The sequence below is a fragment of the Burkholderia arboris genome, assembly GCF_902499125.1.
GTDB lineage: Bacteria > Pseudomonadota > Gammaproteobacteria > Burkholderiales > Burkholderiaceae > Burkholderia > Burkholderia arboris.
This window is the reverse complement of the sequence record NZ_CABVPX010000001.1, coordinates 175865-190805: the sequence shown is the minus strand read 5'-3', so window position 1 is coordinate 190805 and position 14941 is coordinate 175865. Positions and strand designations below refer to the sequence as shown.

Genomic DNA, 14941 nt, shown 5'->3' with positions numbered 1-14941 from the left:
TCGATCATTTCAGTCAATCGGAGACCGGCGATCGGATTTTGAATGAAAATAAGCCGGATACGTGACCCATTTAAATCGCGGCGGCATGCATCGATCTGGCGCAGTGAACGGGATTCCCGGATGAATTCCCGCCGATTGGCAGTTACAGCGGCGATGAATCTGAAATATCCGCGAGATCGTCCGCGATCAAGTCGGGTCTTACAGCGGACGCGCGGCGCCGGCCTGCGCCAGTAACGATACGGCAGCCGGATCCGGCTGCCCGTTCGAATCGATCGCGCCGGCCTTGGCCAGCGCGACGAGGTCGCTGTCGACACCCGGTTGCCCGACCACGAACGACGTCGTCAGGAACGCCGGCGACGCGAGCGTGACCGCATAGCGCTGCTGCAGGTTCGATACCACGGCCGATTGTGCGGCCTGGACCGCGTTCGGATCGTTCATCACCTGCTGATCGTGCAGGCTGCCCTGGAAATTGCCGATCAGCCCGGCCGTGTTCGTGCCGAGCTGCGCGGCGAGATAGACCAGCATCAGCTCGGTCTCGGGCGTCGTATTGAAGGTGCCGCCCGCATAGGCGAGCGAATGCAGGCTCGTGCCGCCCGACGCCACGGTGATGACGCACGGCAGCGTGGCGTTGACCGTCACACGATAGTTGCCGCCGCCGTCCGTCAGCGTCGTCGCCGAGCCTGCCGCGCAACTGACCGTCACCTGCGCGCTGGCGAGCGGGTCGCCCGTCGCGGCCGTGCCCGACAGCGCGACGGTTTGCGTGTTGTTGTTGAAGCACGCGTCGACGCCGAAGCAGGCATCGCCGTTGCACGCCTGGAGGGCGGCGAGCGTTGCAACGCACAAGACGCCCAGCGCGGGGCGGGTGAAGCGCATCGGGCGGATGTTCATGGTCGCTGGTCTCCGGGAGAGGGAAGCAGCTGGGATGCGCCCGGGGACGCGGCGCTGTTCACATTCTAGATTCCGGACCTGCGGGCTGCATGCCCGTTTGCCGGCTCCGCCGGAAACCTTCAGTCCCTTTCGCGATGGGTTGTGTCGCGGGACGATCAAAACGACCGGAGAACGTGCCGTCCACGAGCGAGCCGGCGCGGCGTTTCCGACATGTCCTCCAAACGACAGGCAGGCCGGCCAGTCAGGCCGGCTTGCCCGCTCAGGGCTTGCGCGCGGCCGCTTTCGCGAACGCGCCGCGCACCTCGAAGCTGATCGTATCCGCGACGTTGCCGCGCGTATCGACGAGTTCGAGCCGGTGCCGGCCCGGCCACGGCAGCCAAGCGATACGGTCGGCATGCCCGATCACCTTGTCGTCGAGCCGCCACGCGAACTTCGTCGCGCGTCCGGCCGAGCGCTCGAACCAGATGCGCTGGTTCTTCGGCGGAATGTCCGGGTCGATTGCGAAGATCGTGCCGTCGGTCGGCGCGCCGATCGTCAGCGGCGCACGCGCGCCGTCCTTGCCCGGCGTGACGGGCGCCGCGAGCCGGATCGTGTCGACCGCCGTCCCGGCGAGGAACCACTCGTTGCGCGCCGGCTCGATGTCGCGTTCGAACGCGATGCGGCGCGTCTCGACGCCGGCCGGCGCGCGCGGCGCTCGGCTCGGCAGGTCGCGGTGCAGGTAGCCGACGACGGCCGACCACACGGGCGACGCGCCCGTGACGCCCGACACGTCCCACATCGGCGAGCCGTCCGCATTGCCGACCCACACGCCGACCGTATAGCGCGACGTGAAACCGACGGTCCAGTTGTCGCGCATGTCCTTGCTCGTGCCGGTCTTCACCGCCGAGAAAAAGCGCGTCGCGAGCGGGTTGTCGAAGCCGAACGTGCGGACGCGCGCGTTGTTGTCGGACAGGATGTCGGTGACAACGAAGCTGGCTGCCTCGCTGAACACGCGCGTGCCGCCGTCTGCACGCGCACGCGCCGGTGCCGACGCGCCGGACGCCGGTGCCGGTGCAGCGGCCGGCAGGTCGACGACCTGGCGCGCGACACCGCCGTTCGCGAGCGCGCGATACGCATTGGTCAGCGACAGCAGCGTGACGTCCGCACTGCCGAGCGCGAGACTGAAGCCGTAGTAATCGCCTTCCTGCGCGAGCGGCAGGCCGAGCGCGGTCAGCGTGCGCGCGAAGCGGTGCGGCGTGACGAGCACGAGCGTGCGCACGGCCGGTACGTTCAGCGAGCCGCCGAGCGCGCTGCGCACGCTTACCCAGCCCTTGAAATCCTTGTCGTAGTTCTGCGGAATGTACAGCCCGCCGCCGGCGGCGAGGTTGATCGGCGCGTCGTCGAGCAGCGACGCGGCCGTCAGCCGTTTCTCGTCGAGCGCCTGCGCATAGAGGAACGGTTTGAGCGTCGAGCCGGCCTGGCGCGGCGCGAGCACGGCATCGACGTCGCGCGCGCTCGACAAGGCCCCCGACGATCCGACCCACGCGCGAATCTCGCCGGTCGCGTTGTCGATCACGACGACCGCACCGTCCTGCACGTTGCGCCGGTGCGCGGGCGCGTTGAGTTCGGTCAGCGCGCGCACCAGCGTGTCGCGCGCGAAGCGTTGCAGCGGCGCATCGAGCGTCGTGCGCACCTGCGCGCCGGCCGCCGGCTTGACCTCGGCCGCGATGCGCCGCGCGAAATGCGGGGCGAGGGCGGCGCCGTCGTCGCGCACCGGGTTGGCCGGGCGCGCGACGATGAGCTGCACATAGCCGTCGAGCGATGCGCACGCCTGCTCGGCGTGCATGTCGCGCAGGATCCGGCACGCACGCTCGGCGATTTTCGCGGGTGCTGCGTTGGGCGCGCGCACGAGTGCCGCAGCGATCGCGGCTTCGCGCGCGTCGAGGCCCGACGGCGCCTTGCCGAACAGCACCTGCGACAGTGCGCCGAGCCCGACCGTCTCGCCGCGGAACGGCACCAGGTTCAGGTAGGCCTCGAGGATCTGGTCTTTGCGCCAGCCGCGTTCGAGCAGCAGCGCGTTCATCGCCTGCGTGGCCTTCTGCGGCAGCGAACGCTGGCCCGAGCGGCGCGGCGAATCGCTGAGCAGCCCGGCGAGCTGCATCGTGACGGTCGATGCGCCGCGCGTGCGCTCGTTCCACAGGTTGCCCCATGCGGCGCCGGCGATCCCGCGCCAGTCGACGCCGCTGTGTTCGTAGAAGCGCTTGTCCTCGGACACGACGATCGCCTCGCGAAACGCGGGCGATACATCAGCGAGCGACACCCAGTCGCCGCGCCGTTCGGTGAGGTCGACGCGCGTACGTTGCAGCGGCGTACCGTCGCGCGCGAGCAGCACCCAGTCGGAGCTGCGCCAGTTGCGGCGCACGTCGTCGTAGCCGGGCAACGCATGCGCGACCAGCGGCGCGGCCAGCACGACGGCGACGAACAGGCGGCCGGCGAAACGCGCCGGCCGCGGCAATGCCAGATCGATCATCACTGACTCGTTACTTGCTCGCGTCGGCCGCCTTCACGGTCATCGGCGGGTTCGGCCACAGGCCGTACACGGACGGCGCGTACAGCGCCTCGACGCGCGTCGGCGGCAGCCCGAACGTGCCGACGTTGTTCAGCCGCACCGTGTACTCGACCGAGAATTTGCCCTTCGGCAGATAGTCGTAGTACGCGCGGTAGCCGTCGAAATCGCGCTCGATGAACGCCGGCCATGCGCCGTCCGGCGTCTTCTCGCCCTGCGTCGCCGCTTCGGAATCGCGGCCGAGGCCCGAGCCCAAGATCGTCGCGCCGGCCGGGATCGGATCGTTGACGGCGACCCACGTCATGTCGCTTTGCGCATCGATGTCCAAATGCACGCGCACGACGTCGCCGCGCGTCAGCACGCCCTTGACGGCAGGCGACACCGGCGTGACGGTCTTCGTGATCCGGTAGCCGGCCGCGAACGGCGAACGCAGTGGCACCGCCGCGAGGCTCTCGACCGTCGCCCACGGGCGGCCCGTGCCGTCCTGCGTGACGGACAGCGTGGCCGGCGCTTGCGACGCGCGCGGCCACGGCAGCATCACGCTGCGTGCGGCGGCGGCGCGGGTGGCGGCCGTGGCCGATGCCGGCGTGTCGGCCGGCGCCTGCGCCTGCGACCACGAGATCGAGCGCTCGTCGCCGCCCAGCGCGATCTTCGTTGCGCCGGCGACCGGCGCGCTCTCGTAGGTACGCGAGAAGCGCTCGATCGCGAGCAGGCCAAGCGCATTCGACGTCGTCGTCTGCCACGCGCCCTGGCGTTGCAGCGCGAGCAGGCCGGCCGTCACGCGCGGCATCTCGTCCTTCCATGCCGGGTCGCCCGCGAATTCCAGCGCGAGACGCGCGGCGTTGGTCTCGTTGCTGGTCATCAGCCACCACAGGTCGTCGTCGCGCGCGGTCGAGAACACGAGCTGCGTGCCCTGGTACGTGAGGCGCGCGCGCAGGATCTGTTCGACCTGTGCGCGTTTCTCGTCGCGTTGCGGGATGTCCTTCACGCGCGTCAGGATCGCGTGATAGTCGATCACCGCCGACGTCGGCCACTGGTTCGGCGCGATCTCGATCGAGCCGAGCATGCGGCCCTGTGCGGCGCCGAAGCGCGACAGCGCCTCGATGGCGGCGAGCTTGCGCAGGTCGCGGTCCTGGCGCGGCGCCCATGCGTTGCGCTCGATGCGGCCGTCGACGAAGCGCGCGAGCCCGGCTTCGAGCTGGGTGCGCAGGTCTTCCGGCAGCGCGAAGCGCGGATCGAGGCGGCTGGCTTCGTCGGACACCACGAGCAGGTACGACGACAGCGTCGGGCTGCCGTGGTGCGAATCGTCGGACGACGGCGGGAAGTAGCTCGCGAGTCCGTCGCTGTCGAGGTAGACGGGCATGCGGGCGATCAGCGCCTGCCATTGGGCGGGATCGCGCAGCCCGATTGCGCGCGACGTCTGCTGTTCGAGACAGCGGTACGGATAGCGCTCGAACCAGCGCCGGACGCCGGGCAGGCCGTCGGCGAGCTTCGACTGCATCGACACGGCGATGCCGCCGCGCGGCGAACCCTGCGCGTTGTTCACGGCGCCGGCCGGGGCCGACACGGGCACCGTCAGCGTGCCGTCGACCTGTGCGAGCGTCGCCTGCTGCACGGTCACCGGCAGCGCGGGCACGACCTTCTGCGCGACCGCCAGCGCGTCGGACGCGCGCTTGCCGCCTTGCTCGGCCGCTTCGATGCGCCAGTTCAGCGCGCCGGCCGCGTCGAGCGCCTGCTCGGGCACGGTGATCGTCCACGCGACCTCGGTCGCCGTATTGGCTGCCAGCGACACGGTTTGCGGTGCGACCTCGAGGCCCGTCACGCGCGGCGTCACGACGACCTGCATCGCGCGGTCGGTCGTGTTGCGCAGCGTGACCTGCGCGCGGAACGCGTCGCCTTCGCGCACGAGCGGCGGCAGGCCGGAGATCAGCTGCAGATCCTGCGTGCTGCGGATCGACGTGCTGCCCGTGCCGAAACGGTCGGGGCCGACCGCCGCGATCGCGACGATCCGGAAGCGCGTGAGCGCGTCGTTCAGCGGCACCTCGACGGTCGCGCTGCCGTTCGCGTCGAGCGTCACGCGCGGGTTCCACAGCAACAGCGTGTCGAACAGCTCGCGCGTCGGCGCGCTGCCGCCCCCGCCGCCGGCCGGCACGGCCTTGCGGCCGAAGTGGCGTCGGCCGACGATTTCCATCTGCGCGGTGGCCGTCTCGACGCCGTACGCGCGCCGGCGCAGCATCGCGTCGAGCAGGTCCCAGCTGTTGTTCGGCATCAGTTCGAGCAGCGCTTCATCGACGGCCGCGACGGCGATTTGCGTGCCGGCCGGTGCGGGCTGGCCGTTCGGCAGCGTGACCTTCACGTGCGCCTGCGCCTTGCTGCGCACCGTGTAGCGCGTCGCGTCGGTCGTCACGGTCACGCCGAGTCGGTGGACGCCCGTGCCGACCTTGATTTCGCCGAGGCCGTAGCGGAACGCGGGCTTCGACAGGTCGACGAATGCGGTCGGCGCTTCATAGTGGCGGCCTTCGCGCCAGAATGCGCGCGCCCATTCGACCGGTGCTTTCCAGCCCCACGTGAAGAACGAGTACCACGGCACCTCGCGGATCCGGCCGCGCAGCGCGAGCACCGACACGTAGACGTTCGGCCCCCACGATTCGCCGACCTTCAGGTCGACGGTCGGGTTCTTGCCGTTCAGTTCGACGATGTGCGTTTCCATCACGCCACCGCGTTCGACCGCGACGAGCGCGGTGGCATAGCGGAACGGCATCCGCACCTGGAAGCGGGCCGTTTCGCCCGGTTCGTACGAAGTCTTCTCCGGAATCACGTCGATCCGGTCGGTGTTGTCGCCGCCGAACCAGAGTTCGTCTTCACGCGTGACCCACACCGACGTCGACGCGTTCGACGTGCGCCCGTCGCCGTCCTTCGCGACCGCGATCAGTTGCACGTTGCCGGCCTGTTCGAGCGTCGCGTCGCAGGCCATGCGGCCCTTGTCGTCGGTCTTGCCCGAGCACAGCACGCCGAGGTCGCGCGTGTCGCTCTTGTTGTCGTACGCATAGAAGCCGCCGACCATCCGCTTGCGCGACGACGTCGTGATGTGTGCGACACCCTTGATTTCGATCGGCACGGAGGCGCGCGGCTTGCCCTGCAGGTCGACCGCCAGCGCCTGAACCGGCACGCGCTGGCCTACCGACACCCAGCGGCCCGCCTTGATGCCGGCCACTACCGCGGCCGGCCACAGGATCGTGTCGCCGCGGATCGTCTGCACTTCGCCGTTCGGATCCGCGAACGTCGCTTCGAGCGCGATGCGCTTCGGCGCGTCGACATCCGGCAGGCCCTTGAGCGTGACCGAGCCCGCGCCGTTGCGGTCGAGCGTCAGCGGCAGCTTGTCGGCGATCAGCTTCGTCGCATCGGGGTCGTTGTTCGAAGACGACGACGTGTTGTCACCGTCCTGCGAATCGTCGTCGGCGTTGCCGTCGCTCGCGTCGGGACGATACGGCGTGAAGCTGAAATCCTCGAAGCGATCCGCGAACGGCGGTGACGCCCACTTCATCAGCGCCGATACCTGCACGGGCAGGTTCGATGCGCCGCCGCCCGACACGTAGTCGATCTGCACCGCGAGCGGCGCTTCCTTCACCGCGACGAGCGGGCTCTTCTGCGCGTCGCGCGCACCGATCGAGCCTTTCAGCACCGGCAGGCGGAACGCCTCGACGCGGAAGCTGCCGCTGTAGTAGGTGGCGGTCGGTGCATCTTCCGGGCCGCCTTCGAGCTCGACGCTGTATTCGCCGAGCTTCGCGGCGGCCGGCAGCGTGAACTGCGTGTCCGCGCTATGGTCGGCCGCCCACGTGAGCGGCAGCTTGTACGTCTGGCCCGTGCCGAGATGGCGGATCGTCACGCGCGTCGGGTATTGCGACGGGAACGCGAGGCTCTGCAGCGTTTCGGCGCGGATGAAATGCTTCATCGACACGGTTTCGCCCGCGCGCAGCAGCGTGCGGTCGAACACCGTGTGGGCGCGCACGGTCGGCGCGCTGTCGGTGTCGGTGGGCACGTTGAAGCGCCACGATTCGATCCCGCGGTTCCAGCCCGAGCTGACGAACGCCATGTCGGGGCCGGTCTTCGGATCGTCGACCCGTGCCGACACGAAGTAGTCGTCGAAGCGCTGCTCCGACGAACTGCACGCGCGCTTCGGCTCGAACGGCCCGTCGATCTTCAGCAGGCCCTGCGCGTCGGTCTTGCCGGACGCGATTTCATCGCCGTTGCAGTCCGACACGCGGATCTGCGCGTTCGGCACCGGCTTGCCCTTGTCGAGCGTCGTGACCCATACGAGGTTGTTCTCGCGGCCCTGTTTCAGGTGCACGCCGAGGTTCGTGACGAGCACGGTGGTGCGCACGTACATGCTCGACGGCTTCGCGAGCAGCGAGCGGCCGAGCGCGGGCGACGCGAGTTCGAGCACGTAGAAGCCGGGCTTGTCGATCGGCACGCCGACCACTTCGAACGGGCGCAGCGTCTTCGGATCGGCCTTCGGCAGCGTCAGCGTCTGCGCGCCGGGCTCGCCCTTGAGCAGCGACAGCGAGCGCACGTCGATGCGGCGGTTCTTCGGCGCGGGTTGCTTTTCTCCGGCCTCGAGCGGCACGAAGACCGGGTGCTGGCCCTTGCGGTCGAGCAGGCCGGGAATCTGGCTGTCGATCGAGCCGGCCGTCATCGACCAGTTGTCGAAGCGGTCGACCGTGCGTATCCACTGACGAATTGCCGTGTCGTTCTCGACCTTCAGGTTGGCAAATTGCGCACCGCCCGCGTTGAGGCCCGCGATATGCAGGTCGGCCTCGACGTTGCGCAGCGTGACGGGTACGAGCGCGGGCGTATCGGGTTCGGCGAAGCGCTCGACGATCCCGAACGTGCCCGACGAGAATTTCGCGAGCGGCGGCATCGGCGCGGTGCGCGTCGCGAGCGGGAACAGGTCGGCGTTCGACAGCGCTCGGTCGGTCACGTCGCGCAGGCCCGACGGCAGTTCGATCGTCAGGGCGGCCTGCGCGGGCAGCGGCGGGTTGAACGTGACGGTCGTCACTTCCTCGCTGTGATCGTCGGCCGCGAAAGTCGGGTTCAACGAGCCATCGGGGCCGCGCAGCTTGATCGCTTCGGCGTTCTTGCGCGAGATCGGCGCGTTGAACGACAGCGTGAGCGGACGGAGCGGCGTGCAGGGCGCCTTCGCGTTCTCGCGTTCGCACGAGAAGCTCGCGGCGAACGGTGCGCGCACGGTGAAGTCGAAGCGGCGTTCGGTTTCGTTCGCGATGCCGCTCGGGCTCGCGACGCCCTTGCCGTACACGAGCTGCATCTTCGCGCTCGCCGGCAGTGCCTGCGAGCATGACAGCGTCAGCACGCGCGCGGCTTCCTTCTTCAGCCCGAAATGATCGAGCAGGGCGTTGCGCGTATCGTCGTCGGCCGCCGTGACGGGAATGCGGTTGCCGATGCCGGCCGCTTCGCACCAGATGTTCGCGAGCGCCGAGCGCGGCTCGGCCGGGCCGTTCAGTTTCATCACGAAGACCTGGCGTTCCTCGATCTCGCGCGAGCCGGGGCGTACCGACACCGGGAACGGGCCGCCCGTCTGGAACGTGAAGCGGCGCGGGCCGCTCGCCGCATTGCCGGCGACCGAGCGCAACGTGTCGTTGAGCGCGACCGAGCAGCGAACGCCGGGCGGCAGGTCGTTTTCGAAATCGTAAACCCAGGTCTTGTCGTCGAGCCAGTGACCCTGGCCGCGCGCGGCCGTCGAGTCGTTACAGGTCACGCGCGCGGGATTCGGCGCGGAGGCCGAGCCGAACGCGACCATCGGCTCGTCGAACTTGACGACGCTCTGCCGGACTTCGGTGACGGTGCCTTGCGGCGACACGCTCACCGTGCGCGCAGCGCCCGCATGCAGCGACAGCGCCGCGGCGCCGCCGAGCAGCGCGACGGCGCCGATGCGCCAGAGCAGCCGGGTGGTGTGGCCGGGTTGATGCGTTTCTTTGTTGTGCTTGTCGTGCTGCTTCATCGCTCGATTGCCCTCGGAGGGAAGCTTTCTGTTTGATTGCACGCGATTCTAACCGACGGTCATGCACGCGCATCGCGGCACGCAGTCTGTCGCCGGCATGCGACACTGGTGCCGGTGCCGCAGATTTGTCGCGTCAACGACACAAAAATGCAGCGAAATGTCGATTGTCTCGGATTGCGGAACATTTAATGGACTATAAAAAGATTGTTCGATCCGATTTGTGCGCGTACATTTCAGGTCCGCGCCAATGTTTGAGAAATATCAAGCGTGGTTTTCCCGAATCCGGTGTTCGAGAGAAGGAAACATGCACAACGACAACACTCCCCACTCGCGTCGTGAAAGCGACGCAGCCGCAAGCGGCATCACGCGGCGTCAATGGCTGCAGGGCGCACTGGCGCTGACGGCGGCGGGCCTCACCGGCTCGCTGGCGTTGCGGGCCCTGGCTGACGATCCCGGCACTGCGCCGCTCGATACGTTCATGACGCTCTCCGAAGCATTGACCGGCAAGAAGGGGCTGAGCCGCGTGCTCGGCGAACGCTTCCTGCAGGCCTTGCAGAAGGGCTCGTTCAAGACGGCCGACAGCCTGCCGCAACTCGCCGGCGCACTCGCGTCCGGTTCGCTGAATCCCGATCAGGAAGCACTCGCGCTGAAGATTCTTGAAGCGTGGTATCTCGGCATTGTCGATAACGTCGCGATTACCTACGAAGAAGCATTAATGTTCAGCGTCGTATCCGATACGCTCGTGATTCCTTCGTATTGCCCCAACAAACCCGGCTTCTGGGCCGAAAAACCGATCGAGAGGCAAGCCTGATGGCCGATACCGATACGCAAAAAGCCGACGTCGTGGTTGTCGGATCGGGTGTCGCAGGCGCGATCGTTGCCCACCAGCTCGCGATGGCCGGGAAGTCCGTGATCCTGCTGGAAGCCGGCCCGCGCATGCCGCGCTGGGAAATCGTCGAGCGCTTTCGCAATCAGGTCGACAAGACCGATTTCATGGCGCCGTACCCGTCGAGCGCATGGGCGCCGCATCCGGAATACGGCCCGCCGAACGATTACCTGATCCTGAAGGGCGAGCACAAGTTCAACTCGCAGTACATCCGCGCGGTGGGCGGCACGACGTGGCACTGGGCCGCGTCGGCGTGGCGCTTCATCCCGAACGACTTCAAGATGAAGACGGTGTACGGCGTCGGCCGCGACTGGCCGATCCAGTACGACGACATCGAGCATTACTACCAGCGCGCCGAGGAAGAACTCGGCGTGTGGGGCCCGGGCCCCGAGGAAGACCTGTACTCGCCGCGCAAGGAGCCGTACCCGATGCCGCCGCTGCCGTTGTCGTTCAACGAGCAGACGATCAAGAGCGCGCTCAACGGCTATGACCCGAAGTTCCACGTGGTGACCGAGCCCGTCGCGCGCAACAGCCGCCCGTACGACGGCCGGCCCACCTGTTGCGGGAACAACAACTGCATGCCGATCTGCCCGATCGGCGCGATGTACAACGGCATCGTGCACGTCGAGAAGGCCGAGCAGGCCGGTGCGAAGCTGATCGACAGCGCGGTCGTCTACAAGCTGGAGACCGGGCCGGACAAGCGCATCGTCGCAGCGATCTACAAGGACAAGACGGGCGCCGACCATCGCGTCGAGGGCAAGTACTTCGTGATCGCCGCGAACGGCATCGAGACGCCGAAGATCCTGCTGATGTCCGCGAACCGCGATTTCCCGAACGGCGTCGCGAACAGCTCCGACATGGTCGGCCGCAACCTGATGGACCATCCGGGCACTGGCGTGTCGTTCTATGCGAACGAGAAGCTGTGGCCGGGCCGCGGCCCGCAGGAAATGACGTCGCTGATCGGTTTCCGCGACGGCCCGTTCCGCGCGACCGAAGCCGCGAAGAAGATCCACCTGTCGAACATGTCGCGGATCAATCAGGAAACGCAGAAGATCTTCAAGGGCGGCAAGCTGATGAAGCCCGCGGAGCTCGACGCGCAGATCCGCGACCGTTCCGCGCGCTACGTGCAGTTCGACTGCTTCCACGAAATCCTGCCGCAGCCCGAGAACCGCATCGTGCCGAGCAAGACGGCCACCGACGCGGTCGGCATCCCGCGCCCCGAGATCACGTATGCGATCGACGATTACGTGAAGCGCGGCGCCGTGCACACGCGCGAGGTCTACGCGACGGCCGCGAAGGTGCTCGGCGGCACCGAAGTCGTCTTCAACGACGAGTTCGCGCCGAACAACCACATCACGGGCGCGACGATCATGGGCGCGGATGCACGCGACTCGGTCGTCGACAAGGACTGCCGCACGTTCGACCATCCGAACCTGTTCATCTCGAGCAGCTCGACGATGCCGACCGTCGGTACGGTGAACGTGACGCTGACGATCGCGGCGCTTGCGCTGCGGATGTCGGACACGCTGAAGAAGGAAGTCTGACCGTGCGGAAATCTACTCTCACCTTCCTCCTCGCCGGCTGCCTCGCGCTGCCGGGGCTCGTCCGCGCGGCCGATGCGGCCGATCCTGCGCAGGTCAAGCGCGGCGAATACCTCGCGATCGCGGGCGACTGCATGGCGTGCCATACCGCGAAGGGCGGCAAGCCGTTCGCGGGCGGTCTCGGCATGCCGGTGCCGATGCTCGGCAAGATCTATACGAGCAACATCACGCCCGATCCCGATACCGGTATCGGCAACTGGACCTTCGACGACTTCGAGCGCGCGGTGCGTCACGGCGTCTCGAAGAACGGCGACAACCTGTACCCGGCGATGCCGTACGTGTCGTACGCGAAGATCAACGACGACGACGTGCAGGCGCTGTACGCGTACTTCATGCACGGCGTCGAACCGGTCAAGCAGGCGCCGCCGAAGAACGAGATCCCCGCGCTGCTGAGCATGCGCTGGCCGCTGAAGATCTGGAACTGGCTGTTCCTGAAGGACGGCGTGTACCAGCCGAAGCCGGCGCAGAGCGCCGAGTGGAACCGCGGTGCGTATCTGGTGCAGGGCCTCGCGCACTGCAGCACGTGCCACACGCCGCGCGGCATCGCGATGCAGGAGAAGTCGCTGGATGAAACCGGCGGCAGCTTCCTGTCGGGTTCGGTGCTCGCGGGCTGGGACGGCTACAACATCACGTCCGACCCGAACGCGGGGATCGGCGGCTGGACGCAGCAGCAGCTCGTCCAGTACCTGCGCACCGGCAGCGTGCCGGGCCTCGCGCAGGCGGCCGGCCCGATGGCCGAGGCGATCGAGCACAGCTTCTCGAAGATGACGGAAGCCGACATCGGCGCGATCTCGACGTACATCCGCACGGTGCCGGCGGTGGCCAGCGGCGACGCGAAGCAGTCGCGCTCGTCGTGGGGCAAGCCGGCCGAGGACGGCCTGAAGCTGCGTGGCGTCGCGCTCGCGTCGTCGGGCATCGATCCGGCACGGCTGTACCTCGGCAACTGCGCGACCTGCCACCAGATGCAGGGCAAGGGCACGCCGGACGGCTATTACCCGCCGCTGTTCCACAACTCGGCGGTCGGCGCACCGAATCCGACCAACCTCGTGCAGGTGATCCTGAACGGCGTGCAGCGCAAGGCCGGCAGCGAGGACGTCGGGATGCCGGCGTTCCGCCACGAGCTGTCGGATGCGCAGATCGCCGCGCTGACGAACTACCTGACCGGGCAGTTCGGCAACCCGGCCGCGAAGGTGACCGAGCAGGACGTCGCGAAGCTGCGCTGATGCGGCGCGCGACAAAGCAGGGCGACCACCCAGAGGAGGCGCACAGCACATCGGGCGGGCCCGATGCCGGTTGTTGCAGAGCGGGGCGGGCGGCGCAGGCGGCCGCCCGTCCTGGTTCGTTGGCAATCCGGTGCGCGTAGGCCGCGCATCGATTTCGTTGATCGAGACCATGACACCGAATCAACCGTTTCTCGCGTCCCAGCGCGATGTGCTGCTGCTGCTGTCCCGGATCCTGCTCGTGATCCTGTTCGTGATGTTCGGCTGGAAGAAGATCGTCGACTTCTCCGGTACGATCGCGTTCATGGGTTCGGAAGGCGCGCCCGCGCCGATCATCTCCGCCGCGATCTCCGTCGTGATGGAGCTGTTCGCCGGGATCGCGATCCTCGTTGGTTTCCAGACGCGCCCGCTTGCGCTGTTGCTTGCGCTTTATACGATCGGCACCGGCATCATCGGTCACCACTACTGGACGATGACGGGCGGCGAGCAGATCGACAACATGATTCATTTCTACAAGAACATCGCGATCGCGGGCGGCCTGCTTGCACTGTGCGCAGCGGGCCCCGGTCGATATTCGATCGATCGCGGATAAACAGACCCTGGGCGCGCGCATGGGGCGCGCGCGGGAAGGTCGAGACTCCGAGGGGGCATCATTTTGCGACTTAAACATTTCGCATGGCTGATCGCGGCTGCCACACCGGCGGCTGCTTTTGCACAGACGAGTGTGATGCTGTACGGCCGGATCGACGGCGGCATCGAATACCTGAACCACATCGCGACGCCGAACGGCAGCAAGTCGCGCTGGAGCGCGGAAGGCGGCGACTGGGGTACCAGCATGTTCGGCCTGAAGGGCTTCGAGGATCTCGGCGGCGGGCTGTCGACCGTCTTCAACCTGGAAACCGCGTTCCAGGTGATGAACGGCACGACGGGCGGCGGGCGCATGTGGTCGCGGCGCGCGTATGTCGGGCTGAAGAGCGACACGTGGGGCCAGCTGCAGGCCGGCCGCAACCTGTTCATCGACAGCGACGGCGTGTGGGAATTCGATCCGTTCGTGCAGCAGGCGTTTTCGTCCGCGTCGCTCGTGCGCGGCCGCAACTGGCAGCAGAGCAGCAACAACATCGAATACCACAGCCCGGTGATCGGCGGCTTCGACGTGCAGGCGCAGTATGCGTTCGGCAACCAGTCGCGCGGCTTCAACTACGGTGCGGCTGACGATTTCGGCCGCTCGGACGGGATCATGATCTCGTATCACTCGCCGGTGTTCGACGTGCGTGGCATGTACGACGAACTGCGCGACAACAACGGCAAGTTCAGCAACATCTTCACGGCGTCGCGCGAGTACTTCGTCGGGGCGAACGTGAAGGTGTCGAAGTTCAAGATCCAGGGCGCGTATACGCACTACCAGGCGCCGGACAGCCCGGCCGGCGTCGCCGATCGCGCCGATCACTACTGGCTCGGCGCGACCTATGCGGCGAATCCGCAATGGGCCGTGACGGCCGGCGGCTATTACGTGAAGGTGGGCGACGGCGGCAGCGATGCGTCGCACGATCCGTCGGGCCACGCGATGATGTACGTGCTCGGCACCACGTACAACCTGTCGAAGCGCACGTTCCTGTACGGCACGGTGGCGTATGTGCGCAACGGTGGCAACTCGAACTTCTCGCTGCTGGCGACGCCGCGCGATGCGACGTCGGGCACGAGCCCGCTCGCAGGTGAGTCGCAGACGGGTGCGTATGTGGGGATGATGCATACGTTCTGAGCGGGGCAACGCCAGATACGCAAAAG

General features: G+C 67.6%; 8 protein-coding genes. 5 read left to right on the top strand and 3 right to left on the bottom strand.

Annotated features, from left to right (window positions below):
• Positions 1–198 precede the first annotated feature (198 nt).
• From BLA15945_RS00830 to BLA15945_RS00820, 3 genes are all read right to left on the bottom strand, one after another.
• Entirely contained in the window at positions 199–888 is a 690-nt protein-coding gene (locus BLA15945_RS00830; RefSeq protein WP_174991225.1) for a hypothetical protein, read from the bottom strand.
• A 259-nt stretch (positions 889–1147) separates the two neighbouring features.
• Positions 1148–3397 carry a penicillin-binding protein 1C gene (pbpC, locus tag BLA15945_RS00825; protein WP_174991224.1) on the bottom strand — a complete coding sequence of 750 codons (2250 nt, stop codon included), beginning with the start codon at positions 3395–3397 and terminating at the stop codon, positions 1148–1150.
• A 10-nt stretch (positions 3398–3407) separates the two neighbouring features.
• Positions 3408–9449 (bottom strand): alpha-2-macroglobulin family protein, encoded by a 6042-nt coding sequence (locus tag BLA15945_RS00820; protein ID WP_174991223.1) that lies wholly within the window; start codon positions 9447–9449, stop codon positions 3408–3410.
• 304 nt (positions 9450–9753) lie between these two features.
• Here BLA15945_RS00820 and BLA15945_RS00815 point away from each other — a divergent pair, with 304 nt between their 5' ends.
• The 5 genes from BLA15945_RS00815 (at position 9754) to BLA15945_RS00795 (ending at position 14915) form a co-directional block, all read left to right on the top strand.
• Entirely contained in the window at positions 9754–10260 is a 507-nt protein-coding gene (locus tag BLA15945_RS00815; protein ID WP_174991389.1) for a sugar dehydrogenase complex small subunit, read from the top strand.
• Positions 10260–11879, top strand: coding sequence for a GMC family oxidoreductase (locus tag BLA15945_RS00810; protein ID WP_059240313.1), 1620 nt, complete (start codon positions 10260–10262; stop codon positions 11877–11879). Before BLA15945_RS00815 ends, BLA15945_RS00810 begins: the two co-directional genes overlap by 1 nt.
• Before the next feature lie 2 nt (positions 11880–11881).
• Positions 11882–13159, top strand: coding sequence for a cytochrome c (locus tag BLA15945_RS00805; protein WP_174991222.1), 1278 nt, complete (start codon positions 11882–11884; stop codon positions 13157–13159).
• A gap of 169 nt (positions 13160–13328) precedes the next feature.
• Entirely contained in the window at positions 13329–13748 is a 420-nt protein-coding gene (locus tag BLA15945_RS00800) for a DoxX family protein (RefSeq protein WP_059240972.1), read from the top strand.
• A gap of 63 nt (positions 13749–13811) precedes the next feature.
• Positions 13812–14915, top strand: a complete 1104-nt coding sequence (locus BLA15945_RS00795; RefSeq protein WP_059240317.1) for a porin — start codon at positions 13812–13814, stop codon at positions 14913–14915.
• Positions 14916–14941: the final 26 nt, after the last annotated feature.

Coding starts and splice junctions, on each gene's coding strand:
- BLA15945_RS00830 (WP_174991225.1), bottom strand. CDS start 888: ATGAACATCCGCCCGATGCGCTTCACCCGCCCCGCGCTGGGCGTCTTG.
- pbpC (WP_174991224.1), bottom strand. CDS start 3,397: ATGATCGATCTGGCATTGCCGCGGCCGGCGCGTTTCGCCGGCCGCCTG.
- BLA15945_RS00820 (WP_174991223.1), bottom strand. CDS start 9,449: ATGAAGCAGCACGACAAGCACAACAAAGAAACGCATCAACCCGGCCAC.
- BLA15945_RS00815 (WP_174991389.1), top strand. CDS start 9,754: ATGCACAACGACAACACTCCCCACTCGCGTCGTGAAAGCGACGCAGCC.
- BLA15945_RS00810 (WP_059240313.1), top strand. CDS start 10,260: ATGGCCGATACCGATACGCAAAAAGCCGACGTCGTGGTTGTCGGATCG.
- BLA15945_RS00800 (WP_059240972.1), top strand. CDS start 13,329: ATGACACCGAATCAACCGTTTCTCGCGTCCCAGCGCGATGTGCTGCTG.